This window comes from Oscillatoria nigro-viridis PCC 7112 (assembly GCF_000317475.1).
Taxonomy (GTDB): domain Bacteria; phylum Cyanobacteriota; class Cyanobacteriia; order Cyanobacteriales; family Microcoleaceae; genus Microcoleus; species Microcoleus nigroviridis.
In genome coordinates this window covers 3,997,167-4,023,607 of sequence record NC_019729.1, presented here as the reverse complement: position 1 = coordinate 4,023,607, position 26,441 = coordinate 3,997,167, and the positions used below count along the sequence as shown (strand labels likewise).

Sequence of the window (26,441 nt, the reverse complement as noted above, 5' to 3'; positions counted from 1 at the left end):
GACCCTTCGTAGAAAGCGGGTGGACGACCGTCAATCATAAATTATGCACAATATTTCCCTGTTGCTTTAATACTAGCAAAGTAATGTCATCAAATACCTTTTGTTCTCCAATAAATTTTCGCAAATCAGCGATGGTAGCTTCCTTGATTTGTTCGGCGCTCAAATGCCAGTTTTGAGAAACCACTTCACAGAGTCTTTCGATACCGTAGAATTTTTTGTGTATATTTCTAGCTTCCGGGATGCCGTCAGTATAAAGCACCACCCCGTCCCCCGGTTCTAAGTCTACTAAAACATGGCTGATCCAATCGGAAATATCCTCATCTAAGCCGAGCGGAAATCCTAAATCCATCATGTTAATCCGCTCAATTTTACCGCCTCTTCTGACTACGATAGTTTCCTCGTGTTGACCGCTGATACTAATTTTGCGTTCCGCATAGTTGAGCAAAGCTAGTGTCATATTTTTGTCGGAGTTCATGCGCTGGATATTTTTATAAATAGTGCGGTTAAGCGTATCTAAAAAACGCACAGAGTCGGATTCTTGCATTTCCTGAAGAGTGCGGACAGCAGCTTGAGTCATCACCATCAAAATGCCGCTTTCTAATCCGTGTCCGGTGACATCACCAATGCAAATAGTGACAACCCCGTTAGTACAAAGTACGTCGTAGTAATCACCGCCTACTTCCGAGGCTGGCTCCATAAATCCGGCAATATCTAAATCTTCAATGGCTGCGAGTTCAGCAGGTTTTGGCAGAATCAACTGCTGCATTTGTTTGAGCATATCGAGTTCGGAGCTCATGCGGAGGTTTTCCGCTTTCAGGAGCTGGTTGAGAGCAGCAATTTGTTTAGTGGCTGTGGCGAGTTCAGAGGTGCGTTCTTTGACTTTATCTTCTAGAGTTTCAAAGGATTCTTGCTGTTGTCTCGCCATGCTGTTAAAGGAATTTGTTAAGGTTTCAATTTCCCAAATCCGACTGGAAGCAACGTTCTGGTTGAGCGCACCACCTGCTAGATATTCTGAAGCTCGAGCAATTTGGTTTAGGGGGCGAGTAATCCAGCTAGCGGTGAAAATACCCACTCCAACAGAGACAATGACAGCCACCATACACAGCAAAATGGTCTGGCGAGTGTTAGCATAAATTTGCGCCATAAAGTCCGCTTCCGGAATTACTACTACACTCAGCCAATTGAGACCGTACTTGTCAGTTAGCGGAGAAACTTGGATAAATTGCCGCTCACCGTTTAGCTTAAAGTCAAGTTGAACAGTTTGATGGATGTCTTCCAAACGCTTGAAGCGATCGAGCAGATAAATCACACTTTGACGCATCAGTGGGTTGCTGCTTTCCTGTGCTTTGAGCCGCTTTGTATCTTTGCCTGTTCCCACCGAAAGAGGCTGTTCTTTAACCGAAGTGGCTATTAACTCACCCTGGGGTTCAATGATAAATACTTGACCGGAATTGCCCACACGTAAGGTTTGCAGGAAGTGGCGAATTTGATCGAGTCCCATCTGGCAAGTCAGCACGCCTATTAGTTTCCCTTCGGCATCATAATAGGGTAGACTCGCATTAATTTGCAGCGTACCGTAGCCAAAATTAATATAAACTTCACTCCAACCTGCCTGTTTCTTCTCAACAGCTACTCTGTAAAAAGGGCGCGTGCGAACATCATAATTGGGGGTGGTTTTCTCGATTGTTGTCGGGTTTCCATTATCGTCAAGGTTGTAATATATCAAGTCGCCACCCCCCGGAATCAGTTGCTGGGCAAGCTGAGGTTGTTCAAGTCCAACCAGCCGATTGACCCAACCCACACGCAGGTACTGACCTTTTTCGTTGGCAATTCCCGCGTGACCGATCGATTTAAATTGCAGAACTTGTTTCCAAAAATATGGTCTAGCTTGCTCCAAATCGTCAAAGTTCAACACCCCCAAAGGTACAGCATCCTGATTGATCTGATTCACCAGTGGCGGAGCTTCCAAATAGGTTTGAACACGTTCGTAAACTCTCGCACTCACTTCCTGGCGCAACTGACTAACAATATCGTTGACTATCTGCTCTCCGTTTCTGTAAGAGAGATAGCCAACGCAGCCAACAGCAGCCAAAATTTGGAGAACAAAGGGAACTACCAAGACATTGCGGAGGCGGAATTTGCCCGCTCTGGAGACGATCGCACTTTTTTCTGAAACCATTGTTAAAAACACTCCCAGCGGGCAGTTTACAGCATACTCAGAAAAAGAGACAATACAATCGATCCTAAAATATGCGAGCGCGACTTACTCAGAACAGTTTTGAATGTATTTAATAGCGACGGACAATGTTATCATATCAAAAACTAAACAAACATCAACCAATCTGCGTTCATCAGCGCTCATATGCCTGCATCAGCGGTTAAAATAAAACAATAAATCCTAACAAAAATGCAAATTACTCAATCCCTCCACAGCGCCATCCTCATCTCCAACCTGGAACAATCCCAACACTTTTACAGCACCGTACTAAGACTGCAAAAAATCGATCGAGACTTAAAATTTCCCGGAATCTGGTATCAAATCGGCGACTTCCAGCTCCACCTAATTTTAGGTGCAACAATTATCCCAGATGCCGTAGACCATGCCAAATGGGGACGCAACCGACATCTAGCATTTTCTGTTGCTAACTTAGAGGCAGCCAAACAGCAGTTAATCGCTCACAATTGCCCGTTTCAAATGAGCGCGTCAGGTCGATCGGCATTATTTACCCAAGATCCCGACGGCAACATCATCGAACTCAGCGAGTAACAGATGAAAATCATCGCTTATTCTTACACCGAACCGCTACTCGAAGCAGCACCCGCACCGGAAATTTGGGGTCAAGAAGTCGATCGCACCTATCAAGACTTAGGAGGGCGGCAGCAACTTCAGCAACTCCTCAAAGACTGCCAAACAGAACCAGTCAAATACTTATTAATTCAGCGATTTGAAGAACTAGGCGACACATTGCAGCAAGTGTGTTCGCACCTCGCCCAACTCGAAAACCTCGGCGTCGAAATCATCGTACAAGCAGAAACAGAACCGCGAAACCGCAAAAATTTGCTGCTCATCCTCGCAGAAATCCAGCGCAGCCAACACAGCAGGAGTATTCGCAAAGGGCACGCGCGCAACCGCATCAAATCCCGGATTCCACCGGGTAAGGCTCCTTACGGCTACCGGCGCGGCAAAGATTGTTATACGATCGATAAAACCACCGCCCCCACCGTCAAAGACTTTTTTGAACACTTTTTAATCTACGGTTCATTGCGAGGTTCCGTGCGGTATCTAGCCAAGAAATACAACAAAAAAATCTCTGTAAGTACCGGCCGCCGCTGGCTGACAAATCCCGCCTACCGAGGCGATTTGGAATATCAAAACAGCCAAGTAATTTCTAACACCCACGTCCCGATTATTTCCAGAGAAGAAGCCGCCCAAATAGACAGGTTGCTGCGCCGCAACCGCTGCCTTTCTCCTCGCAGCGCTAGCGCCCCGCGTTCCCTTGCAGGTTTAGCAACTTGTGCAGAATGCAAATCGCCCATGACAGTTGCCAAAGTCACCTCCTACCGCAAAGAAAAAGAATACCTTTATTTGCGACCGATTAACTGTCCAAAACAGCCTAAATGTAGCGGCCTTTCCTACGATGAAGTATTGCAATTAACCATCGCCGGTATTTGTCGGGATTTACCCGATGCTGTTGCTGGGTTGCAAATGCCGAATATGAATGGAATTAAAGCAGGAATTGTCGGGGCGATCGCTTCCAAACAAGAAATCATACAGCAACTTTCCGCCCTGATTGACAGCGGCATATTAGACACCGAAACGGCAGAGTTTAGAGCCTACAAAATCCGCACCGAAATTGCCGAACTGCAAAGCAAATTAGCGCAACTGCCCCCAGTAAATTTGCGAGAAACTGCCCAAACAGTTTCCCTGCCGCAATTTTGGCTCGATTTATCAGAATCAGAACGCAGGTTTTACTTTCGAGAATTTATCGATCGCATTGAAATCATCCGGGAAAATACAAATTGGAAACTGCAAATTATTTTCATTTTTTAAGGATTAGCTCGACGTTCATCCCTAGATCCTAGGTGAGATGCCCGACTTCTTAAATAATTCGGGTATTTGGGTACTCTCTTAGTTCGCTAGGAGCGGACTTCGTTTGACAAGCATCGGTTTCAACCGCCGAATCATCTTTTTTAGCTTTTAGCCAATAGGCAATCATCTCTCCTTTTCCTTTAATCGCGATCGTACCTCTTTCCTCAAATAAATACCGATCTTTTAACAGTTCGTAAATATCAGTAGTAACTTGAATATATCCCGGTAATCCTTGACATTCCATCCGAGAAGCAACATTAACAGTATCTCCCCACAAGTCGTAGATAAATTTTTTAGTGCCAATTACGCCGGCAACTACGGGCCCTGTATGAATGCCAATCCGAATTTGAAATGGTTCGCCTCTGTCAGTTTGAAAATCAGCGATCGCTTCCTGCATATCCAAGGCCATATTTGCGATCGCTTCTACATGATCTGCCCTCGGCACAGGCAACCCCCCCGCTACCATATAAGCATCTCCAATTGTTTTAATTTTTTCCAAACCGTGTTTTTCAGTTAGTTGGTCAAACATTGAAAAAATCTGGTTCAGTAAATTTACCAATTCTAGAGGTAACATTCTAGCAGCAATAGACGTAAAATCGACTATATCGGCAAAAAGAACTGTTGCTGAATCAAACCTCTGGGCAAGAGAACCCTCGCCCTTTTTCAAATTTTCAACAATCGCTGCTGGTAAAATATTCAGCAACAAATGATCCGACTTTGTTTGAGCAAGTCGTAAAGCTAGCTCCACCCCCTGCCGCTCTTTAATTTCGTTTTGCAAACGTTCGACAAGTTCTTGGAATTGCTTCGTTTGCTCTTGAAGTAAGTGTTGTTGACTTTGAATAGTTAACTGATTTGCCACTCGTGCCAATACTTCTTTACCTTGAAAAGGTTTAGTAATATAGTCAACTCCTCCTACCTCAAAAGCTTTCACCTTATCTATAACGTCATCTAAGGCGCTTAAGAAAATCACGGGAATGGAACTGGTTTTTGGTGAAGCTTTCAACTTTGCACATACCTCATATCCATTCATGTCTGGCATCATCACGTCCAGCAAAATTAGAGTCGGCGGAAACTCTTGCACTGTAGCGATCGCCCTTTGCCCGTTCAGCGCTTTACGAACCTGATACCCTCGTTCGGTCAAGATTGTAGATAAAAGCCGCACATTATCGGGCTTATCATCAACTACTAAAATGTTGGGTTGAATTGTAGGATATTGATAGCTGTCCATGCACTCGCTCACGGTAGTTTGTCAAGATAAAAGATATTAACACTTAAGAAGTGTACGTCAAAAAACGCCACAATATAAATTCAGATTTGCTCTCCTAAAAAGAGATGGCAAGGAGACGCTCTTGGGGCTTAATGTTAGGTATTTTTTAAATATAAAAATCTCCTAAGTTTAGATTAGGTGAAAACTGGTATTTTTACCTCCTCGCAACTGCCGAGCGCGCTATATCTATAATATCGTCAAACAGGAAATCCTCCACTAAAGTAGTTAAGAATTCTGCAGCTAAAGCAAATTCTCTAGGCAATTCCTCAATCAACTTGACAATTTTATCGTCGCAACATTCATGAGCAGCATGAGATATCTTTTCTACCCACTCAAGAGGCATTTGGCCGATTTGTGATTCTACAGATTGATTGCTGGTCACTCCGCTAATTTCGCTTTCATTTTCAAGTGGTGCCTCAACAGATTCCTCGTAAATGTAACGCACTCCTAAAAGTTCTTCCATTTTCGCAAATAATATCTTTGCCTCGAAGGGTTTACGCATGAAATCATCGCAGCCTGCTCCTAAAATAGTTTGTCGTTCCTCTTCAAAAACGCTAGCAGTAAGAGCAACTATTACAGTTTGTTTTCCGAGAGGATGAGCTTTAATTTGTCTGGTGGCTTCATAGCCATCCATGACAGGCATTTGCATATCCATCCAGATCAGGTGCGGTTGCCAATCCTCCCAGATAGCAATAGCTTCTTGACCATCTCTAGCCGATCGCACGACGATGCCTAGTGGTGACAATAATCTGTCTATGACTAGGCCGTTATCGGCGCGATCGTCAACAACCAAAATCCGGTATTCTGGTTGATTAGGTGCTAAACCAATTACTTTTTTTGTCAATTTAAAATTTTTAATTTCGCTGGGAGTGGCAAGGCTGATTTGAATATCAAATGCAAACTTACTTCCCAACTCATGTTTACTGCTGACAGTAATATCTCCTCCCATCATTTGTACAAATTTGTGGCTAATTGGTAAACCTAATCCAGTCCCCTGTTGAGACTTTTGACCTGTTTTTGTTTGCTCAAAGGGTTCAAATAACTTATTTATCTCTTCAGGGGCAATGCCAAGGCCAGTATCTTCAATTTCAAACTGAAGGCGTAATAATTCCGACTTTTGTAAAAATACCGGTCGAATAGAATTCGCGTCTACACAATCAAAGTCCGCCTGCGCGGACTGATTAGAACCCGCGTAGGCGGGTTTTGTTTGTATAGCTGCGGTTTCAACCGCCAAGCTTTCTTGTGTGTCTGACAACTCTGCGGTTTCAGCCCCCAAACTTTCTTCTACCTTCTTTTTCACTCGCAAAGTAACGCTACCCCTCTCTGTAAACTTGATCGCATTTCCTACAAGATTAATCAAAATTTGGCGCAATTTACCTTCATCTCCACTAACAAACTGCGGTACACCCTGACCCACTTCCAAATTTAGCTGCAATTTCTTAGATTTAGCTTTTAATCGAAACATTTCTTCTAAGGTTTTTAGCAAGCGCATTAAATTAAAACTGCTTTCATTAAGCTGACTTCTGCCCGCTTCAATTTTGGACATTTCCAAAATATCATTAATTAGGGCAAGCAAGTGCTCGCCCGCGCGATTAATAATTTCTAGGTGCTGCTGGTGTTGATTGTTGAGAGATGAATCGCGCACCATCACCTGACTAAATCCAAGAATGGCATTCAGGGGAGTCCGCAATTCATGGCTCATAGAAGAAAGGAATTCGCTCTTGGCGCGGTTAGCTGTATCAGCAGCTACAACAGCTTTTTGTAATGCTGTTTCTGCTAATTTGCGCTCGGCAATTTCTGTTTGAGCTTGTTCAAAAAGGGTGGATTGCTGGATGGCAATTGCTAGCTGCACGGAAATGTGCTTGAGAGATTCTATCTCAGAAGAGTTCCAATGCCTTTGACTGCGGCAGTGATGAGCAATGAGTAGCCCCCATAGTTTTTCACCTTGCAAAATGGGAACCACGAGGTTAGCTTTAATTTCCAACTCGCTGAGTAAATTAACGTGGCACTCGGAAATACCTGCCGTATAAATATTGTCGATCGCGCGCACGTGTCCCTGCTCGTAAACAGAGACGTAACGTTCTCTAAAACAAGGGTCATTAATGTCAATTCCCAAAATCGGCATCGTACCGACGGATACCGACTCGACGGCTATAAATCCACTCCAATCTGGATTAAAGCGGTAAATAACTGTTCTATCAGTTGACAAAAACTGGCGCACTTCTTCCACAGCCATTGTCATTACTTCTTCGACGTTAAGAGAGGAGCGAATCCGCTCTTGAATAGCATTTACGAGCCGCTCCCTTTTTACTTGTTGCTGCAACGCTATTTCCGCCTGTTTGCGAAGAGTAACATCTACTCCATAACCAACGCACTCCACAGGTAGACCAGCAGCATCTTTGACTAACTTGATCTCATCGTAAATCCAGCGATAACTACCGTCTTTATGCCGTTCGCGGTATTCGTAGGAAATCGATTCTTTTTCCAATAGTTGAGCGAATGCAGTTGCAACAGTTTCTCGATCGTCTGGGTGAATGAGGCTATGCCAATCAAGGGAACCATCAAGAAATTCTCTGGCTTCGTAACCCATCATTGAAACAATATTATCGCTGACAAATGTTACGTCATAATTTCCCTCTAATTTGCAGCTAAAAATCACCGCCGGAGTAGTCGCCAGCAAATATTGCAAGCGTTCGGTGACAGAACGCAAGTTTAACTCGGCTTGCTTGCGATCGCGAGCTTCCATTGCTAAAGCTGCGATCTGCGCCACATAGCTAGCGAAGCTTTGTTCGTCGATCGTCCAATTCCTGGTTGTTCCCTGATGTTCTAAACAAATTACACCCGCAATTTGCCCTTTATGGGTAATAGGAACATCTAGCATCGACGAGATGTTGAAAGGCTTCAAATAAGATTCGCTAAATTCTAGGGTGCGGGGATCGGTTTTGGCATCAACCGCTGCGATCGCCTGTTCTGTATTCAAAGCTTGGAAATAGCTAGGATACTCAGCAACTTTCAGTTCTGCACCCCCGCTGTGTTGATTGGGTGTCAGTTCGTAAAGATCCGCACAGTACATTGCGGATTTATCTTCTTGATAAAACCAAATACTTGCCCGAGCGACATTCAGAGTACGAGTTGCCATTTGCGTAATCTCTCTCAACGCCTCGCCGATATTTCCCTCGTAGATACTAGAATTTTTTGCTAATTCTAGCAAGCCATTTTGTTGTTCTGTCAACCTAGTTTCTCGTTCTCGCAAAGCCGATTCAGCAGCTATTCTTTCTCTAATTTCTGCTTCTAAATAACCGTTAATTTCTGTCAACTCTGCGGTGCGCTCTTGGACTTTAATTTCTAAATCATCATAAGCGTGGCGCAACGCTAATTCTGCATCTTCACGCACGGCGATCTCACTCTGCAACTTGCGATTTATGGTCTCTAATTCTTGGGGGGTTTTTAAAGACAAAAACTGTGGCAATAGCGTTACCATCGAGCCGGCCGTGAAGCAGGAAACAAGTCCAGTAATTCCTTTTTCAATCCCCGACAGCCAATAAGCGGAATGCCACAGCGTCCAAATTTCTAGCAAGTGACCCGTGCCGCAGAGAACAATAAATGCACCAAATAAAGCAAATATCCTTAAAAAAGGAACATCGCGCCGCTTGAAGATAAAATAAATTAGCATCGCCGGAATTGAATAGTAGGCGATCGCGATTAAAAAGTCCCCAGTTACGTGCAGCCACACTAAAGGCGTTTGCCAAAGATAGCAATGACCGTGAGGCATATACTGAGTTGGAGAAAAGATATTTTTGAGTGATTCCCACATAATTATTGTTATTGCCAGATAATATGGATTTGATGATACCTAAGTTAGGCAAAAAATAAAATAAACCGAAAGTTGTAGCTAGATTCAGCATTATTTATTAACGCCTCAACCCAAATTGTTCATAACAGCTTCCTTTTGCAGTATGTAGCGCTCATCAAATTGCGATCGCAAAGGAATTTCAATAATAAACTCAGTACCTCTCCCCACCTCGGAAGTGCAGCGCAAATAACCTTCATGGGCTTGAATAATCTGATAAGAAATCGCCAAACCCAGCCCGGTACCAGCACCGATAGGTTTCGTTGTATAAAATGGATCGTAAATTTTAGCGATCGCATCATAATCTATGCCAGTGCCATTATCCGCAATGTGAATCTGCACCCACTTGCCATCAACTAAAAGGGTGCGGATGCGAATTTTTAGCAGTGGGCAATAGGTGTTTTGTAAGTCGTCACATAAATTATTTTCCCAATAGCCGTTGGTCAAATCTCCCTGCTGTACAATCTGTTCTAAAGCATCAATAGCATTAGAACAAATATTCATAAATACTTGGTTAAGCTGCCCAGCGTAGCATTCCAATTCTGGCAAATCTCCATACTCTTTAATCACTTGGATAGGCGGACGGTTTGGTTGTTCTTTCAAGCGGTGCTGCAAAATCATTAAAGTGCTATCGAGCCCTTCATGGATATTTACTTTTTTCATGTCGGCTTCGTCTAACCTAGAGAAAGTGCGTAAAGATTTAACAATCTCTCTAATTCGCTCCGCTCCTATTTTGATCGAACGAAAAAGTTTTTGCATATCTTCTAAAATAAAACCTAGATCAATTCTGTTAATTTTATCTACAATTTCCGGTGCAGGAGTGGGGTAATAAACTTGATAAGCCTTAATCAATTCTAAAAGCTCTTTAATGTATTCCTCAGCCGGAATCAGATTGCCATAAATAAAGTTAACAGGGTTATTGATTTCGTGGGCAACCCCAGCTACCATTTGCCCCAAAGACGACATTTTTTCAGTTTGCACGAGTTGAGTTTGAGCGCCTTTAAGTTGTTGCAGAGCGTTCTCTAACTGCTGAGTTTGTTCTAGCAGTTTAGCTTCAGAGTGCCGCAATGAATTTTCAGCCAAAGAGCGATCGCGATTTTCCTGTAGCAAAAGTTCATTAGTGGATTCTAAAGCGATCGTCCTCTCTATCACCCGTTTTTCCAATTCTAGCATTAATTCCGAGAGTGCTTCTTGAGCTTGTTTGCGATCGCCAATCTCATTTTGTAAAGCCAAATTTGCCGCCGCCAATTGATCGGGACTGGGAATAGCCAAGATTTTTGGGATTAGTTCCACCAGCAGTGCTGCTGTACATAGCGAAATCAGCGCCGTAATCGCTTTAAGAAAACCAGAGAACCAATAATTAGGATGCCACAGCGTCCATATTTCCATAATATGGGTAATCCCGCAGCAGATAATAAAAGAGCCAAACAGCATAAAAACCCAGTCAAAAGGCACGTCTTGCCGCTTTTTGACAATATAAATCAGCGTGATCGGTATCAAAAAATAAGCGACGGCTATCAAGCCATCGGACAAAACGTGTAGCCCCACTAATCCAGGCTTCCACAAGTAGCAATGACCGTGAGGAATAAAATAATTTGAAAACATTTCATGAACCATTTGCATCAAATCAACTTGGTTACTTGCTAATATTTTTGAGAAGTGATTACTGGAAAAAATTAAAAATGGCGGGTACAAAAATAAAAATTCGGCTCTTGGACTTAACACTTTTGATGAGTAAAGGCAGCGATCTGAAACTACTGTTAATTAACTTAACATCGATCGACTAAGCTTTAGCAAGGTCAACTGTCACATTTTTAATTTTGCCTTTACTATCAACTGTGACACCGACATGACATTTTGACCGACGATCGAGAAAAACTGAGCGCAGATTCCTTTCCAGTAGGATCGCCAGCGCCCATTGAAATTAGGTTATAGCACTCAGCGATCGGTCAGGCAACGGGGCAATCACTAGATTTAACGGATGTCACGAATTTAATTTAACGAAGAGAACCATTCTCAAAAACCTGTAGAGATTGGTTCACTCTTGTACCCTTGAACAGTGCAGACAGGTTAAATACAGCCGCCCCCACCCCGCGAGGTAATTCTTTATTATTGACAGTGATACTCTTCGGGGGAAAATTAACCGCTGTGACCAATGACCCCCTGAGAAATGTCGCGACAGGAGCGTGTGGGAATCGAATAGGCGATCGCTCTGAGCTTTACACTCAATCATAAGTGATAATATCAACGATACACTTATATGCTTATTGCCAGTTATGACGATAGATGAGGTACTACAGCTAACTCGTGTCCGATTGCAAAAAGATTTATATCCAGTACAAGAAATAATACTCCGCCAAGTTTGGGAAGGAAAGACTTATACAAGTATTGCATCTGGCTCTCATTACGCAGAGCATTACCTGAGAAACATCGCCTCGTCTTTATGGCAATCTCTCTCTCAAATCTTGCAGACATCTATTAGCAAATCAAATTTTCGATCTTGTGTAGAATCACGTTCCCTGACAGCAGAGGAACGAGAATTAATTGAAGAATTAACCCGCAGCCAATGCCTCGCAACACCTTTAGAATTTCCCGGCTCTCCCGTGCCCCTCGATTCGCCATTTTATATCCCTCACCCGCTAATTGAAGAACTCGCCTATCGAGAGATTGCCAAACCAGGAAGTGTGCTGCGGATTAAAGCTCCCAGGAAGATGGGAAAAAGTTCCCTTCTGCTAAGGATTTTAGATCGCGCGACTTCTCTTGACTATCGAACTGTAAGTTTAGATTTTCAGCAAGCCGAGGAAGCTGTTTTAGACAACCTCGATAAATTTTTACGCTGGTTTTGTGCCAACATCAGCCGTCACCTAGAATTGCCACCTCTATTAGATGATTATTGGGATGAAGACATGGGCGGCAAAGTAAGCTGCACCATCTATTTACAACAATATGTATTAGCAAAAATAAGTACCCCTCTTGTGTTAGCTTTAAATGAAATAAATAGAATTTTTGAGTATCCAAAAATTGCCCGAGAATTTTTGCCGCTGCTGCGAAGCTGGCATGAAGAAGCAAAGCGGATTGAAACTTTGGGAAAACTGCGGTTAGTTGTTCTTCACTCCACAGAAATTTATATTCCTTTAAAGCTTACTGAATCGCCTTTTAATGTCGGTTTACCGCTGCAATTGCCCTATTTTACAGAAGAGCAGATACTTGCTTTAGCCCAGCGTCACGGACTGGATTGGACAGATGGCCCCAATGCCGATCGACTGATGGCAATGGTGGGGGGACATCCTTATCTGGTGCGGCTAGCTCTTTACCACCTCTGTCAAAACAGTGTAAGGCTAGATCGGCTACTACAAGAAGCTCCGACAATAGCGGGAATTTATAAAGATTACTTGCGGAGTTTTTGGACAACCTTGCAAGAGTATCCCGAACTGGCGGTTGCACTTAAACAAGTGGTAAAATCGGAACACGGAGTGGAATTAGATCCGATAGTGGCTTCTAAATTATTTAGCATGGGGCTGATTCATATCGATAACAACCGCTGTACGCTAAGCTGCGAGTTGTACCGCCTGTATTTTGGTTCGGAACACTTTATTTAGTTATTGCCCCACCTGAAAAATCTGTTCTGCCGTTAAGTTTAAATCTGGGAAAGCAAGCGATCGCAGCCGCTCATCACCTCTAAACTGATTAACTACATACTCACCGTCAACCAATTGGTTGACGGAAATAGTGGGTTGTTTGGGGTTGCCAATATATCTTCTGCCGCCTAACCCTAAATAATCGACAATCCAGTATTCAGGAATTGCCAATTTTTCATACTCTGCTAACTTTATCAAGTAGTCATCTTGCCAATTTGTACTCACGATTTCTATGACTAAACGGATAGTTTCACCTCTGGTAATAGTAGATCTATTTTTCCACATCGGTTCCGTTTCGATTTGTTGCCAATCTAACACCATCACATCTGGGCTGTAGCCAGACTTATCAGAATCAATAGCCTTAATAATTCCTTGGCGGGGAATGAAATAGGGCAAAGCCAAACGTTTAATTTCTACTCCCACTTCAAGGGCGAGGAAGCCCCCTACTTGTTCGTGAGTTCCAGTTGCTTGCATTTCGATAACAGCTCCATCATGTAGTTCAAAGCGACCTTGACCCTCTGGATACCAGTCCAGAAACTCGTCTAGGGTCATTTGTTTAGACTGGGCCGGTTGTTCTTGAATAAGCATATTGATTCTCCTTGTTTGCTGTTAATTTAAATGTTAATATAAAATGTCAATAGAAATTAACTACATTAGGCTATCTATATTGTAAAATAACTTCCAATCGTTACTTTGTCAATATTATTCTTAAACAAACTACTCTGGAAACGTAAATTTTAAGGATGGATTATAATTAAGCAGGAATGGTGACAAAAATTAACGCTCAGACTGCCTCTTTTTATAAACTTTCACATTGAAACCCACCCATAAACCGCATGACCCAGGTAACATACCAAATTGGTGGCAGTCTCGCCAGTGATGCGCCTACATACGTAGTGAGGCAAGCAGATTCCGAACTCTACGAAGCCTTAAAAGCTGGCGAATTTTGTTACGTCCTTAACTCCCGGCAAATGGGCAAATCTTCTCTCTTAGTCCGTACCCTGCACCGACTGCAAGCAGAAGGTTTTCAATGCAGCACGATCGACATGACGCGCATCGGTAGCGAAAATATCACTCCCTTACAGTGGTACAAAGGAATTGTTGGAGATTTGGGCCGCAGCTTCAATTTGTTAGGAAAAGTTAATTTAAAAACTTGGTGGAAAGAACAAGAAGAAGTTTCTCTCCTGCAAAGATTGAGTCAATTTATTGAAGAGGTATTATTAGCGAGATTTCCTAAAGAGCGAATTTTGATATTTGTCGATGAGATTGATAGTATTTTAAGCTTGGATTTTCCCGTCGATGACTTTTTTGCCTTGATTCGTTATTGTTACAACCAACGAGCAATTAATCCAGAATACAACCGGATTACCTTTGCAATTTTCGGAGTGGCTACACCCAGCGATTTAATAGCAGATAAAAATCGGACACCTTTTAATATCGGACAAGCGATCGATTTGTCAGGAATTAATTTAGCGGAAGCGCAACCCTTAGCGAAAGGATTAGAAAATGTAATAAATAATCCGCAAGCAGTTATCAAAGAAATCTTAGCTTGGACGGGTGGACAACCATTTCTGACCCAAAAACTATGTGTATTGGTGGTAAGAACTGCTAAAGAATCTCGCAGCAGCAATTTAACAATACCACCGGGAACCGAAGGATTTTTTGTCGAATCGGTAGTAAAAAGGCATATTATCCACAACTGGGAATCGCAAGATGAGCCGGAGCATTTGAAGACGATACGCGATCGCATCTTGCGAAACGAACAACGCGCCGGAAGATTACTCGGCATTTACCAGCAAATCTTACAAGGCGTGGCAGTACCGACAGAGGACAGTCGAGAACAAATAGAATTGCTACTCAGTGGCTTGGTAGAAAAAAAACCAGGTTTCCTGAAAGTAAAAAATCTAATTTATCAAAAAGTTTTTGACAGCGAATGGGTCGAAACAAAATTAGGATTACTACGTCCTTACTCGCAAAACTTAGATGCGTGGTGGGCGGCAAAACAACAAGATAAATCGCGCCTCTTGCGGGGACAAGCATTGAAAGACGCTCAAAATTGGGCGCGAGGAAAAAGTTTAAGTGACCTAGATTATCAGTTTTTATCCCGAAGTCAAGAATTAGACCGAATCGAAGTGCAACAAGCACTAGAAGCAGAACGAGTTAGAGAAGTAGAAGCCCGACTGCTAGAGGAACACAAGCGGTTAGTTTTACAGCGACAGACAGCGAAGCGACAGAGGAGGTTTATTGGGGCGTTGAGTGCAGCGCTGATAGTTGCGATCGCCTCCAGCATTCTCGCCCTCTGGCAATACCATAACGCCGTCACCAGCGAAATTCAAGCCCTCGTCTCCTCCTCCGCAGGACAATTCGCCTCCCAACAGCGATTGGACGCCCTCGTGAGCGCCATCAAAGCCAGAGGGAGGCTCGACCGTCTCGCGCATTCCAGCCCGCAGTTGCAATCTCAAGTTCGACAAGTCCTGCAACAAGCCATCTACGGAACGGCAGAATTCAATCGCCTGTTGGGGCATTCCAGCCCGGTTCTGGCAGTTGATGTCAGCCCAGACGGTCAACTCATCGCCACCGGAGGCGGCGACCAAACAGCCAAGGTGTGGCAACGGGATGGCACCTTGCTGCACACTCTCGACCACACGATCAGCAGCGTCTACGCCCTTCGTTTTAGTCCCGACGGCCAGCGCCTGGTAACGTCCAGCGTAGACGGCAACATTTATCTGTGGAGTCGGTTCGGCAAGCTGCTCAAAACCTTTCAGGGACACAGCGCTGCGATCTGGGCGATCGCCGTGAGTCCAGACGGTGAGCGCATCGCCTCCGCCAGCGAAGACAGCACCATTCGGCTGTGGAGTGTCGATGGCAAACTGCTCAAAACCCTGAACGGACATCAAGGTGCAGTTTGGGGTGTTGCCTTTAGCCCCGATGGAAACCTGCTCGCCTCTAGCAGCACAGACAATACGGTCAAGGTCTGGACTCTAGACGGCAAACTGGTGAGAACCCTGGAAGGTCACAGCGCCAGCGTTTGGGACGTTGAGTTTGTCTTGCTTGCAGACAAAAGCGGCGCAAAACGTCCCGCCATTGTCTCTGCCAGCGCTGACAACACTGTCAAACTCTGGCAACCCGACGGCACTCTGCTGCGAACTCTTAGCGGTCACAGTGCGGAAGTGTTTGAAGTCGCCGTCAGCACAGCAGGTGATGTCATTGCTTCCGCCAGCGCCGACCAAACCATCAACCTCTGGAAGCCTGACGGGACACTTTTGAAAGTCCTTAAAGGGCATCAATCTGGAATTCGCGGGCTTGCTTTTATTCCCAACAATCAAATGGTTGTCTCTGCTAGCGACGACAATACTGTTCGACTCTGGAATCCGACAAACCCCTTCTCAAAAGTCCTTTACGGACATGGCGGGACGATTTGGGATGTGGATTTCTCCCCCGGAGGTCAGATGCTAGCTTCCGCGTCTTCCGATGGCAGTTTCAAACTGTGGGCCCGAGACGGCACGTTGCTGAAGTCTTTTGCCGGAAACGAGACTGCAGTTCGCTCGGTTGCTTTCCTCTCTGGTGCCAGCGCCAATCCTGCGATCGCGCCTTTCCTTGCTACCGCTGGTGAAGATAAAACAATTAAATTCTGGCAGTTGGACGGGACGCTGCTGAAAACCATAACAGGTCATGGGGCTGGAGTTTGGGATATCTCCCCAAGTCCAGATGGTCGGCTGCTGGCTTCTGCTAGCAACGATAAAACCGTGAAACTGTGGAAAAAGGACGGCAGGGCGGGCACGGGGGCACCGCTCCTACGAACTTTCACAGGGCATCGGGCTAGGGTTTACGATGTGGACTTTACCTCTGACGGACAGAGGCTGCTTTCAGGCAGTAGCGACAGCACTGCTCGGTTGTGGAGCCTTGACGGTCGGTTTTCCAAGACTCTAAGAGACCTCCACAAAAAGAATGATCCAATAGCTATGTGGGTTTAGCGAAAATTTCTACAAACCATTTGTGAAGATTGGGGAGACGATGAATCTGGGTTTCAATTTCTGCCATAGCTAACTCCGAAAGTTTAACTCCTGTGGAGTAAATTGTTTCTACCAATGTCACCACTGGATTTTTATCCTTAAATGTGAGAGTTTTGGCGAAATTTACAACAGTCTCAACAGTGTCAAGTAAACTACCATTCCAATGCTTTTCTAACCAACCAAAACAACGTTCTATTGGGTTATATTTACTATGATAGGGCGGATAATAAGCTAATTGTAACGTCAGTTGAGATTGTTGGGAAAAATCTAAAATTCGTTTCATAAACTGAGTACGACGAGAATGATTTTCCGGTCCATTATCCTGATTGATGACCAATTTTTGAATGTGACTAAAACGGTGTTTAACAGTTTGCCACCAACTTTCAAGTAAGTCAACTATACAATCAGCCGTCAACTTAGAAGTAACGAAGAATAAAAATAGCTCATTGTACTCAGGCAGAAAAATACCATAGGGAATCACACTTGATTGAGTCGAAAAATCGTGGTCAACTGCAATAGTTGGCGTCCGATTTTTACCACCTCTATCAAATTCTCCAATCTTGACGGAAGCTTTGGCATCAATGGAAATTCGGAGAGTATTTGGGTTATTATCGGCTGCTGTATTGACTTGTTCAAGTTGTTCAAAAATGGCTGAGGTCTCGGGGATTTTTTTGACTGGTTTAGTTTTCAAAACTCGTTTTAAGGTATAACCCAAATCATTCAATCTTCTTCTAATTGTTTCGGCGCTCGGTAGTTCTTCATCACTATAACCAAATTGTTTAATTAATTGACGACGGACTTCATTGGCAGTCATGCGCGTATATAATCGTGTACTCTTAAAGCTAGGATCAGTTTGACTGTGTGGGTCTACTAACGATGTAATATCTTTCAATAAGTTGGGTAATTTTGTTTCAACCCGCTTTCGTCCACTGCGCTTGAAACCATCGACAATTGGCTCACCACTTTTCAATTCTTTCATCCCTTTACGGATGGTCCGTCTATTCCATCCTAACTCCCGTTCTACTAACGTTTGTCCACCTATTCCTAAATCTTTGACTACCGATGCCATGAATTGTCGTCTGTCTGTCCCCTTGAGTTTTTTAGCTGTTTCGATGTAAAGAGATTTGGCGTGTTCGGTCAGTTTCATGATAGATTTTAGAGACATAAGATAGGCTGCACACTGAAATTATATTTTGACTATTATAGGATCAATCATTCTGTGGCGTTCTCTAAAAGGTCATCGCAGCCCGATTTGGGAAGTTGCCATCAGTCCAGACGATCGCACTTTGGCAACTGCCAGCAGGGATGACACGATTAAACTCTGGACGATCGATGGCACGTTGCTCAAAACCCTCAAGGGAAATACTAGAGGTCTGATGGCGGTTGATTTCAGTCCTGACGGTCAAATGCTGGTGGGGGGAGGCTCAACAGGCGCACTCAAACTCTGGAAAACCGACGGGACAGAAATAACGACCCTAACCGGACATGAAGGGAACGTTTGGGGAGTTGCGTTTAGCCCCGATGGCAAACTCATTGCCTCTGTTGGGGACGATCGCACTGTGATTTTGTGGGATGTGGAGCGCATTCTCAAACTCGATGAACTGGGTTATGCGTGCGATCGCGTCCGGGATTATCTGCGAACAAATGCCGATCTGAAGGAGGAGGACAGACATTTGTGCGATCTAGTGGGCGAGATCGCTAAAGTCACAGAAACCATGAACTCAAAACCATGAACAATTACCAATATCAAATCGGTGGGAGTCTCGCTAATGATGCGCCTACTTATGTGGTAAGAGAAACAGATTGCGAACTCTACGAAGCCTTAAAAGCTGGCGAATTTTGTTACGTCCTTAACTCCCGGCAAATGGGCAAATCTTCTCTCTTAGTCCGTACCCTGCACCGACTGCAAGCAGAAGGTTTTCAATGCAGCACGATCGACATGACGCGCATCGGTAGCGAAAATATCACTCCCTTACAGTGGTACAAAGGAATTGTTGGAGATTTGGGCCGCAGCTTCAATTTGTTAGGAAAAGTTAATTTAAAAACTTGGTGGCAAGAACAAGAAGAAGTTTCTCTCCTGCAAAGATTGAGTCAATTTATTGAAGAGGTATTATTAGCGAGATTTCCTAAAGAGCGAATTTTGATATTTGTCGATGAGATTGATAGTATTTTAAGCTTGGATTTTCCCGTCGATGACTTTTTTGCCTTGATTCGTTATTGTTACAACCAACGAGCAATTAATCCAGAATACAACCGGATTACCTTTGCAATTTTCGGAGTGGCGACACCCAGCGATTTAACAGCAGATAAAAAGCGCACTCCTTTTAATATCGGACGAGCGATCGATTTGTCAGGATTTAGCTTAGAAGAAGCGCAACCCTTAGCGAAAGGATTAGAAAATGTAATAAATAATCCGCAAGCAGTTATCAAAGAAATCTTAGCTTGGACGGGTGGACAACCATTTCTGACCCAAAAACTATGTGTATTGGTGGTAAGAACTGCTAAAGAATCTCGCAGCAGCAATTTAACAATACCACCGGGAACCGAAGGATTTTTTGTCGAATCGGTAGTAAAAAGGCATATTATCCACAACTGGGAATCGCAAGATGAGCCGGAGCATTTGAAGACGATACGCGATCGCATCTTGCGAAACGAACAACGCGCCGGAAGATTACTCGGCATTTACCAGCAAATCTTACAAGGCGTGGCAGTACCGACAGATGACAGTCGAGATCAAATCGAATTGCTCCTTTCAGGATTAGTCATCAAACAAGCCGGATTGCTGAAAGTCAAAAACCGAATTTATCAAGAAGTAGTCAACCGAGAATGGGTAGAAAAACAATTAAGAGAACTGCGTCCTTATTCCCAAACTTTTGAGGCTTGGATTGCTTCTAAACAAACAGATTCTTCCCGTCTGGTGAGAGGACAAGCCTTAACTGACGCTCAAATATGGGCACAGGGAAAAAGTTTGAGCGATTTGGATTATCAGTTCTTAGCCGCCAGTGCCGAAACAGACAGAAGGGAAGTTCAACAATCTTTAGAAGCAGAACGTGTCAAGGAAGTGGAAGCGCGACTGGCAGTGGAACAAATGCGATTAATTCAAGAAAAAAAAGCAGCGAAACGACAGAGAAAATTACTATTTTCTGTGAGTATGGCACTGCTGCTTGCCTGTGGTTTAGGAGTAACAAGTTATTTTCAGTATCGCCGAGCCGTTATTAGTGAGCGCGAAGCTCGATTGAGTGAAATTAAAGCCCTGGTTTCTTCCTCTGAGGGACTGTTTGCCTCTAATCGCCGATTGGATGCACTAATAGAAGCAATTAAAGCTGAGCGCCGACTACAAAGTTTAGACAAGATAGATAAAAAGATTGAGAATCAAGCGATCGATGTATTGCGTCAAGCGGTTTATGAAGCGGCTGAATACAACCGTTTATCGGGACATAAAGCGGCTGTTATTGGAATTGATATTAGTCGGGACAGTAAGTTTATTGCTTCAACAAGTGTGGATAAAACTATTAAACTGTGGCGGCGGGACGGAACGCAAATAGCAACACTCAAAGGTCATCAGGCGATCGTTCGATCTGTCAAATTTAGCCCGGACGGTCAGTTTATTGCTTCTGGAAGTGATGATGGAACTGTAAAACTTTGGAAACTGGATAGGGCAGGCACGGGGGCACTGCCCCTACGAACTTTTCAGGGTCATACTGCTGGTATCTGGACAGTGGCGTTTAGTCCCGACGGTCAAACAATTGCCTCTGCCAGCATGGACAAAACGGTGAAACTGTGGAACAAAGACGGGGCAGGCACGGGGGCACTGCCCCTACGAACTCTCCAGGGTCATACTGCTGGGGTACCCTCAGTGGCTTTCAGTCCAGACGGTCAGACTATTGTTACGGCAAGTGGAGACAAAACGGTGAAACTCTGGAACAAAGACGGCAAACTGTTAAGAACTTTCCTGGGTCATACTTCTGTGGTATCTGCAGTAGCGTTTAGTCCAGACGGTCAGATTGTGGCTTCAGGAAGTGCAGACAAAACGGTGAAACTGTGGAACAAAAACGGTACTTTGCTGAGAACGCTTGAAGGTCATTCTGCTGTAGTCTCGGGAGTTGTTTTCAGTCCAGATGGTCAGACTGTTGCTTCTGCAAGTCGCGATCAAACTGTAAAACTATGGAATGTTGACGGAACAGAACGGACGACATTGAGAGGTCACACTGCTGCGATTTGGGGGATAGCTTGGAGCCCGGACGGCAGTTTTATTGCTTCGGCGGGTGCAGAAAACAGGGTGAGGCTGTGGCAGAGTCAAAACCCATTGCGGACGATGATTACTGCACATAAAGCCGGGATTTTGGCGATCGCACTGAGTTCGGATAGTTCTACAATTGCTACAGGCAGCGAGGATGGCACGACTAAGCTTTGGAGTCGGCAAGGTAAATTGTTGAGGACTTTCACTGTAGAAAACGCTGCGATTTATGCTGCTGCCATGAGTGGCGATGGCAAGTTAATTGCTTCTGGCAGAAATGATAATAAGGTGAATATCTGGACTCGAAACGGAAAAGCGATCGCCACTTTGGTAGGTCATAACGCTACAGTTATGGGACTGGCTTTCAGTCCTGACGGTCAAATTATTGCTTCGGGAAGTCAAGATAATACTATCAAGCTTTGGCGGCCCGATGGTACTTTATTGCATACGATGACAGGACATCATGCTCCTATTTGGCAGGTGGTATTTAGCCCTGACAGTCAGCTAATTGCCTCGGCAGGGGGGGATGGTACTGTGAAGCTGTGGAAGCTTGATGGTACTTTGGTGAGAACTTTTCAAGGTCATACTGCTGCTGTGTGGAGGGTGGCATTTAGCCCTGACGGTAAATTTCTGGCTTCTGGCAGCGGGGACAATACGATTAAGCTTTGGACTGTGGATGGTAAGTTACTGAGAAGTCTGGAAGGTCATCTGGCCGCGGTGTGGGGGGTAGCGTTTAGCCCGGATGGTAATATTATTGCTTCTGGTAGTGTAGACAATACGCTGAAGTTTTGGAAGTTTGACGGTACCCAATTAACGACGCTCAGAGGTAACTCTGCGGCGATTCGGGGGGTAGCTTATAGTGGGGATGGGTCATTTGTGGCTTCTGTGAGTGAGGATAATACGCTGATTTTGTGGGATGTGGAGCGAGTTTTGAAAGTGGATTTGTTGGCTGATGGTTGCGATCGCGTCCGGGATTATTTGCGGACAAATGCCGATGTGAAGGAGGAGGACAGACATTTGTGCGATCGGATTAAAACGGAATAATATCAAGTCCGCTTTATTAGGAATATTAGATTAATATGTGTGGCTATAGCATCAGAAGATTAGAGGATATTTATCATGCGTGGCTACTTTTTGTTGAAATATGCTACAGCACTTTGCTTAAGGATTAGGTACAATGTTAGAGGTGGTAAGAAAGAGAAAAATGAAACCCTACTCCCTAGATATACGTCAAAAGATTATTAACACAAGGAGAAGCAGGTAACACCTCTATTCGGAAAGTAGCAGAAAGATTTCAAGTGAGTAAAAGTACGGATTGCGGCGCTACTCAAACGAAAAAAAGAGACAGGAAAATTACTCCCTAGTCAGGCTCATGGTGGTAAACCGAGCCTACTGTTTGGTCACGAACAACAGATTGAAGAGATGGTAGCCCAGTATCCAGATTACACACTCGCAGAATACTGTGAGTATTGGCACGAAAAAACAGGAGTATGGTTGAGCGAGAGTGCCATGTGCAGATTCCTAAAAAAGCAGCAACTCACTTTGAAAAAAAAACACTCTCCTAGCAGTCAAGCCCATAAAGAAATTAATCAAAAGAAGCGCATAGAATATTGGGAAAAAATCCGAGATGTCGAACCAGAAAATCTGATTTTTTTGGATGAAATGGGCGGATTGCTGGGGAGAATGAGACAAGTAGCTAGAAGTAAAAAGGGAGAAATAAGCTACGATATCAAGCCATTTTATAGAGGAAGTAGGGTAACGGTGGTTGGAGCAATAAGCAATAAGAAGGTCGTCGCCATGAAGACAATGGGAAAATCTATGAATGGAGAGGATTTCCATAAATTTGTGCAATAAGAACTGGTGCCTTCATTATGGAAAGGAGCGGTATTGGTGATGGATAATCTGAAGGCACACAAGGTAGAAGGTGTGGAAAAAATGATCGAAGCAGTGGGAGCAAAAGTAGTGTATTTAAGCTGTCGCGCATTTAAATTGTATATTGAGGGCGGGCGGGACGCCCACCCCACAAGACTTTGATTTTTTGGGACTCACAATTTAAATGCCGCAACAGCTTATCACCGTACTCACCTGAGTTTAAACCATCGAACATTTATGGTGGGAATTAAAGGCATGGCTCAGGAGATTTGTACCTCGAAGTGTACAGATTGTGGAAAAACTCTTGGAATTGGGAGTGAAATTATGTTCAACTAAGCAAATCGAAAATTATGAAAGCTCACTGCTGTTACTGTACTTCTTAGTCACGCAAAGTGCTGTATATAGCGATTCTCATAAAGATGAGGTATTTACTAATTAATTAACAATTCCTCAATCCCCCAATCCCCCAATCTAAAATCTAAAATCTAAAATCTAAACTTGTACCTCATCTATCTGAGAAAGGCTATAATACTAAATCCGGCTTAACTACTCCTTTTATCTCAGTCTGCGGAGGCGGACTTCGTTTGACTCTTGAGCGGTTTCAACCGCCGAAGGATACGCAGAACGATCGAGGGTATTAAACCAGTCAACAAAATGAAATCGCCGCTGGCAAAGTTGGTGGGAATACCCGGTGACGGTAAGGTTTGAAACAGTAAGGGAGGCGTCACTCCAGGAGTTGCAGCCTGGGGAATGCTGATATTAACTCCGAGTCCTTGTTCCGAGGTGACTGAGAAGGAATTGGGCAATACTTTAAACGGTGGCTGGACTGACCCTAAAATCGACCAATCAACCCGATCGCTTCCTCCTAATGCAGCGCGATCGCTCACAAATGTCAGATTAGCAGCTTCAACTGGCGGTGCCAACAGAATCAGCAGAGTGCCGATCGCAGTTCCCGCAGCGGATGTTTTTAGCGATCGGGTTTTTTTTCTATGGGTACAAATTCCGGCAGGCGATCGCTTTGTATTAGCTGCACTTTGAAATGTTGAACTTTTTCGCAAATCATAGTAATTTCTCCTTGCAACCTGTACGCAAAATATTACAGAATTTTTGTTCGGCAAAAACTGAATATTGAAATTAGGTCGATGTCTAATATACTTGACATCCTGATAATTAACTCTAATTATTTAACAACACATAACATTACGCATAATTTCGTAAGGTGGGGATTTCCTGCCCTACAATTGGTATTCCATGCAATTGAAAACTGCTATAAAACTTGAGGTTTCTCTAAAGTTGGAAGTACATCCGAGACATTTTCATACCTTAGTATCTTCGGCAACAGGGAATGTTTCGATTACAATACACTATGTAGCATCTAATAAAAAAGAGCGATCGCACTATGGGAATGACTCTGACCGAAAAAATCTTAGCTAAAGCATCAGCCCGCACTCAAGTTGAGCCCGGAGAAAATATTTGGGTAGAAACAGACGTGTTGATGACCCACGATGTCTGCGGGCCCGGCACCATCGGCGTTTTCAAACGCGAATTCGGCGAGAATGCTAAAGTCTGGAACCCTGACAAAATCGTCCTCATTCCCGACCACTACATTTTCACCAACGACGAACGCGCTAACCGCAACGTCGATATTCTCCGCGATTTTGCCCAAGAACAAGGGATAAAATACTTTTACGACATCACGGATCGATCGGACTTCAAAGCAAATCCCGACTACAAAGGAGTTTGCCACATCGCGCTAGCACAAGAAGGCCACACCCGGCCCGGCGAAGTGCTCTTCGGCACAGATTCCCACACCTGCAATGCCGGCGCTTTCGGACAATTTGCCACCGGTATCGGCAATACAGACGCGGCTTTTATCATGGGAACCGGCAAACTGTTAATCAAAGTTCCCGCAACCATGCGCTTTGTGTTCAACGGCGAACTGCCGGATTATTTGTTAGCAAAAGACCTGATTTTGCAGATTATTGGTGATATTAGCGTGGCCGGTGCTAACTACCGGACGATGGAATTTGCGGGCGATACAGTTGAGCGTTTGACGATGGAAGAACGGATGACGCTGTGCAATATGGTGATTGAAGCTGGCGGTAAAAACGGCACCGTTGCGCCGGACAAAACTACGTTTGATTACGTTACTTCGCGGACTGACAAACCCTTCGATTCATTTTACAGCGATGGGGATGCTAAATTTTATAGCGATCGCACCTACGATGTCAGCAAATTAGAACCAGTCGTCGCCAAACCGCACTCTCCCGACAACCGCGACTTAGCCCGCAACTGCCGCGATGTCAAGATCGATCGAGTTTACATCGGTTCCTGCACCGGCGGCAAAACCTCCGACTTTCTGAATGCCGCCCGCATTCTGAAAGGAAATCAAGTCAAAGTTCCGACTTATTTAGTACCAGCAACTCAGAAAGTTTACGAAGATTTGTTTGTCACAAAATACGAAGGTCAAACGCTTTCGGAAATCTTCTTAGCTGCCGGCTGTATCGAACCGGCCGCGCCTTCTTGCGCCGCTTGTTTGGGCGGCCCGAAAGATACTTTCGGGCGGATGAACGAAGCAGAAATTTGTGTATCGACCACTAACCGCAATTTCCCCGGCCGGATGGGGAATAAAGAAGCGCAAGTTTATCTAGCTTCGCCTTACACGGCGGCGGCTTCTGCCCTGACTGGGTATGTCACCGATCCGCGCGAATTCCTGTGTTAGAAAGTAGCTGATGTCAGGTGCTCTTCGGCGCCCCCGGAGGCCCCTGGAAGGTGCGCCGAAGAGTACCCTACGAGATGAATTTCAGGTGTTCTTCGGCACACCCGCAAAAATAGGTGTAAAATGCCCTATAAAAAAGTAGGAGGACGATATTAATGCCCAACTATCGCCGGTTTTACCTTGCTGGTGGAAGTTTCTTCCTAACGCTTGTTACCTACAATCGCACACCGCTATTTTCAGAGTCAGAAAATGTCTCGCGACTCGCCAAGGCTTTAGGGGCTATTAAATCAGAATAACCTGGTGAAATTCTTGGGCAGTTGTATTGCCCGACCACATCCATCTTTTGTGAAAATTACCTCCCGATCGTAGTGCCTATGCCAAGCTTATTGGAGAGATAAAAGTTTTATTTACACAATCTTTGTGAGGTCAAGGAACTTTGGCTCAAAATGTCTCATTTTCTGGTCGCCAGCGTCGAGAAAGTGATGTTTTGTATCGGCGCTTTTGGGGATATCCTATTGGCAAACAAGATGATTTGGAACAGCATTTAAACTATATTCACTACAATCATGTTAAGCACAATTGAATTTATTGTCCGCATTTGTGGTATTATTATAATAGCTTGAGCTTCTGGTTAAAAAAGATGTTTATTCAGTTGATTGGTGCTGTTGTCCTCATGGCAGAAAGCCAAAAATACTAAATTTTGATGCCATTTCCTATAGACTAGGAGAATAAATTCACAGGACTTACGTAAAAAT

General features: G+C 44.3%; 18 protein-coding genes. 11 read left to right on the top strand and 7 right to left on the bottom strand.

Features of this window, described 5'->3' with window-relative positions:
- Positions 1–34 precede the first annotated feature (34 nt).
- Positions 35–2,179: a SpoIIE family protein phosphatase gene (locus OSC7112_RS16990; protein WP_015177056.1), complete on the bottom strand. Its 2,145-nt coding sequence runs from the start codon at positions 2,177–2,179 to the stop codon at positions 35–37.
- A gap of 228 nt (positions 2,180–2,407) precedes the next feature.
- Between OSC7112_RS16990 and OSC7112_RS16985 the strand changes: the two genes are divergently transcribed.
- Both OSC7112_RS16985 and OSC7112_RS16980 read left to right on the top strand, forming a co-directional pair.
- Entirely contained in the window at positions 2,408–2,767 is a 360-nt protein-coding gene (locus OSC7112_RS16985; protein ID WP_015177055.1) for a VOC family protein, read from the top strand.
- A gap of 3 nt (positions 2,768–2,770) precedes the next feature.
- Complete coding sequence (locus tag OSC7112_RS16980; protein ID WP_015177054.1) at positions 2,771–4,051, top strand: recombinase family protein; 1,281 nt, start codon at positions 2,771–2,773, stop codon at positions 4,049–4,051.
- Between the two features lie 49 nt (positions 4,052–4,100).
- Here OSC7112_RS16980 and OSC7112_RS16975 read toward each other — a convergent pair whose 3' ends face one another.
- The 3 genes from OSC7112_RS16975 to OSC7112_RS16965 all read right to left on the bottom strand — a co-directional run bounded on the left by OSC7112_RS16975 (position 4,101) and on the right by OSC7112_RS16965 (position 10,830).
- The gene (locus OSC7112_RS16975; protein WP_015177053.1) at positions 4,101–5,318 is read right to left on the bottom strand and encodes an adenylate/guanylate cyclase domain-containing protein; all 1,218 of its coding nucleotides are present in this window, start codon (positions 5,316–5,318) and stop codon (positions 4,101–4,103) included.
- 193 nt (positions 5,319–5,511) lie between these two features.
- The gene (locus OSC7112_RS16970; protein WP_015177052.1) at positions 5,512–9,171 is read right to left on the bottom strand and encodes a GAF domain-containing protein; all 3,660 of its coding nucleotides are present in this window, start codon (positions 9,169–9,171) and stop codon (positions 5,512–5,514) included.
- 105 nt (positions 9,172–9,276) lie between these two features.
- Positions 9,277–10,830, bottom strand: a complete 1,554-nt coding sequence (locus OSC7112_RS16965; RefSeq protein ID WP_015177051.1) for a sensor histidine kinase — start codon at positions 10,828–10,830, stop codon at positions 9,277–9,279.
- Between the two features lie 653 nt (positions 10,831–11,483).
- Between OSC7112_RS16965 and OSC7112_RS16960 the strand changes: the two genes are divergently transcribed.
- The gene (locus tag OSC7112_RS16960) at positions 11,484–12,806 is read left to right on the top strand and encodes an AAA-like domain-containing protein (protein WP_015177050.1); all 1,323 of its coding nucleotides are present in this window, start codon (positions 11,484–11,486) and stop codon (positions 12,804–12,806) included.
- Here the strand turns inward: OSC7112_RS16960 and OSC7112_RS16955 are convergent, their stop codons facing one another.
- Positions 12,807–13,433: a Uma2 family endonuclease gene (locus OSC7112_RS16955; RefSeq protein WP_015177049.1), complete on the bottom strand. Its 627-nt coding sequence runs from the start codon at positions 13,431–13,433 to the stop codon at positions 12,807–12,809.
- Between the two features lie 248 nt (positions 13,434–13,681).
- Between OSC7112_RS16955 and OSC7112_RS16950 the strand changes: the two genes are divergently transcribed.
- Positions 13,682–16,819 (top strand): AAA-like domain-containing protein, encoded by a 3,138-nt coding sequence (locus tag OSC7112_RS16950; RefSeq protein ID WP_015177048.1) that lies wholly within the window; start codon positions 13,682–13,684, stop codon positions 16,817–16,819.
- Here OSC7112_RS16950 and OSC7112_RS16945 read toward each other — a convergent pair.
- A complete protein-coding gene (locus OSC7112_RS16945) occupies positions 16,806–18,005 on the bottom strand; it encodes an ISAzo13 family transposase (RefSeq protein ID WP_083888119.1) in 1,200 nt (399 codons plus the stop codon). The two genes, OSC7112_RS16950 and OSC7112_RS16945, sit on opposite strands and share 14 nt — an antisense overlap.
- Positions 18,006–18,051: 46 nt before the next feature.
- Here OSC7112_RS16945 and OSC7112_RS16940 point away from each other — a divergent pair, with 46 nt between their 5' ends.
- The 4 genes from OSC7112_RS16940 (at position 18,052) to OSC7112_RS39835 (ending at position 23,129) form a co-directional block, all read left to right on the top strand.
- The gene (locus OSC7112_RS16940) at positions 18,052–18,591 is read left to right on the top strand and encodes a WD40 repeat domain-containing protein (RefSeq protein WP_015177047.1); all 540 of its coding nucleotides are present in this window, start codon (positions 18,052–18,054) and stop codon (positions 18,589–18,591) included.
- Positions 18,588–22,139, top strand: coding sequence for a WD40 domain-containing protein (locus OSC7112_RS16935; protein WP_015177046.1), 3,552 nt, complete (start codon positions 18,588–18,590; stop codon positions 22,137–22,139). Before OSC7112_RS16940 ends, OSC7112_RS16935 begins: the two co-directional genes overlap by 4 nt.
- 378 nt (positions 22,140–22,517) lie before the next feature.
- Positions 22,518–22,949, top strand: a complete 432-nt coding sequence (locus tag OSC7112_RS16930) for a transposase (RefSeq protein ID WP_083888169.1) — start codon at positions 22,518–22,520, stop codon at positions 22,947–22,949.
- A 39-nt stretch (positions 22,950–22,988) separates the two neighbouring features.
- Entirely contained in the window at positions 22,989–23,129 is a 141-nt protein-coding gene (locus tag OSC7112_RS39835; protein ID WP_190274222.1) for a hypothetical protein, read from the top strand.
- 398 nt (positions 23,130–23,527) lie between these two features.
- On the opposite strand, the gene OSC7112_RS34560 is transcribed toward OSC7112_RS39835, so the two are convergent.
- A complete protein-coding gene (locus OSC7112_RS34560) occupies positions 23,528–24,025 on the bottom strand; it encodes a hypothetical protein (RefSeq protein WP_051041520.1) in 498 nt (165 codons plus the stop codon).
- 341 nt (positions 24,026–24,366) lie between these two features.
- Between OSC7112_RS34560 and OSC7112_RS16920 the strand changes: the two genes are divergently transcribed.
- From OSC7112_RS16920 to OSC7112_RS41070, 3 genes are all read left to right on the top strand, one after another.
- The gene (locus tag OSC7112_RS16920; RefSeq protein WP_015177045.1) at positions 24,367–25,689 is read left to right on the top strand and encodes a 3-isopropylmalate dehydratase large subunit; all 1,323 of its coding nucleotides are present in this window, start codon (positions 24,367–24,369) and stop codon (positions 25,687–25,689) included.
- Between the two features lie 152 nt (positions 25,690–25,841).
- Complete coding sequence (locus OSC7112_RS41075; protein ID WP_223300629.1) at positions 25,842–25,982, top strand: hypothetical protein; 141 nt, start codon at positions 25,842–25,844, stop codon at positions 25,980–25,982.
- A gap of 140 nt (positions 25,983–26,122) precedes the next feature.
- Positions 26,123–26,269, top strand: coding sequence for a hypothetical protein (locus OSC7112_RS41070; RefSeq protein ID WP_223300628.1), 147 nt, complete (start codon positions 26,123–26,125; stop codon positions 26,267–26,269).
- The last annotated feature ends 172 nt before the right edge of the window (positions 26,270–26,441 follow it).

Bases quoted from the DNA above. Each gene is read 5' to 3' on its own strand.
- OSC7112_RS16990 (WP_015177056.1), bottom strand. From the start codon at position 2,179: ATGGTTTCAGAAAAAAGTGCGATCGTCTCCAGAGCGGGCAAATTCCGC.
- OSC7112_RS16985 (WP_015177055.1), top strand. From the start codon at position 2,408: ATGCAAATTACTCAATCCCTCCACAGCGCCATCCTCATCTCCAACCTG.
- OSC7112_RS16980 (WP_015177054.1), top strand. From the start codon at position 2,771: ATGAAAATCATCGCTTATTCTTACACCGAACCGCTACTCGAAGCAGCA.
- OSC7112_RS16975 (WP_015177053.1), bottom strand. From the start codon at position 5,318: ATGGACAGCTATCAATATCCTACAATTCAACCCAACATTTTAGTAGTT.
- OSC7112_RS16970 (WP_015177052.1), bottom strand. From the start codon at position 9,171: ATGTGGGAATCACTCAAAAATATCTTTTCTCCAACTCAGTATATGCCT.
- OSC7112_RS16965 (WP_015177051.1), bottom strand. From the start codon at position 10,830: ATGCAAATGGTTCATGAAATGTTTTCAAATTATTTTATTCCTCACGGT.
- OSC7112_RS16960 (WP_015177050.1), top strand. From the start codon at position 11,484: ATGACGATAGATGAGGTACTACAGCTAACTCGTGTCCGATTGCAAAAA.
- OSC7112_RS16955 (WP_015177049.1), bottom strand. From the start codon at position 13,433: ATGCTTATTCAAGAACAACCGGCCCAGTCTAAACAAATGACCCTAGAC.
- OSC7112_RS16950 (WP_015177048.1), top strand. From the start codon at position 13,682: ATGACCCAGGTAACATACCAAATTGGTGGCAGTCTCGCCAGTGATGCG.
- OSC7112_RS16945 (WP_083888119.1), bottom strand. From the start codon at position 18,005: ATGAAACTGACCGAACACGCCAAATCTCTTTACATCGAAACAGCTAAA.
- OSC7112_RS16935 (WP_015177046.1), top strand. From the start codon at position 18,588: ATGAACAATTACCAATATCAAATCGGTGGGAGTCTCGCTAATGATGCG.
- OSC7112_RS16930 (WP_083888169.1), top strand. From the start codon at position 22,518: ATGGTAGCCCAGTATCCAGATTACACACTCGCAGAATACTGTGAGTAT.
- OSC7112_RS39835 (WP_190274222.1), top strand. From the start codon at position 22,989: ATGGATAATCTGAAGGCACACAAGGTAGAAGGTGTGGAAAAAATGATC.
- OSC7112_RS16920 (WP_015177045.1), top strand. From the start codon at position 24,367: ATGGGAATGACTCTGACCGAAAAAATCTTAGCTAAAGCATCAGCCCGC.
- OSC7112_RS41075 (WP_223300629.1), top strand. From the start codon at position 25,842: ATGCCCAACTATCGCCGGTTTTACCTTGCTGGTGGAAGTTTCTTCCTA.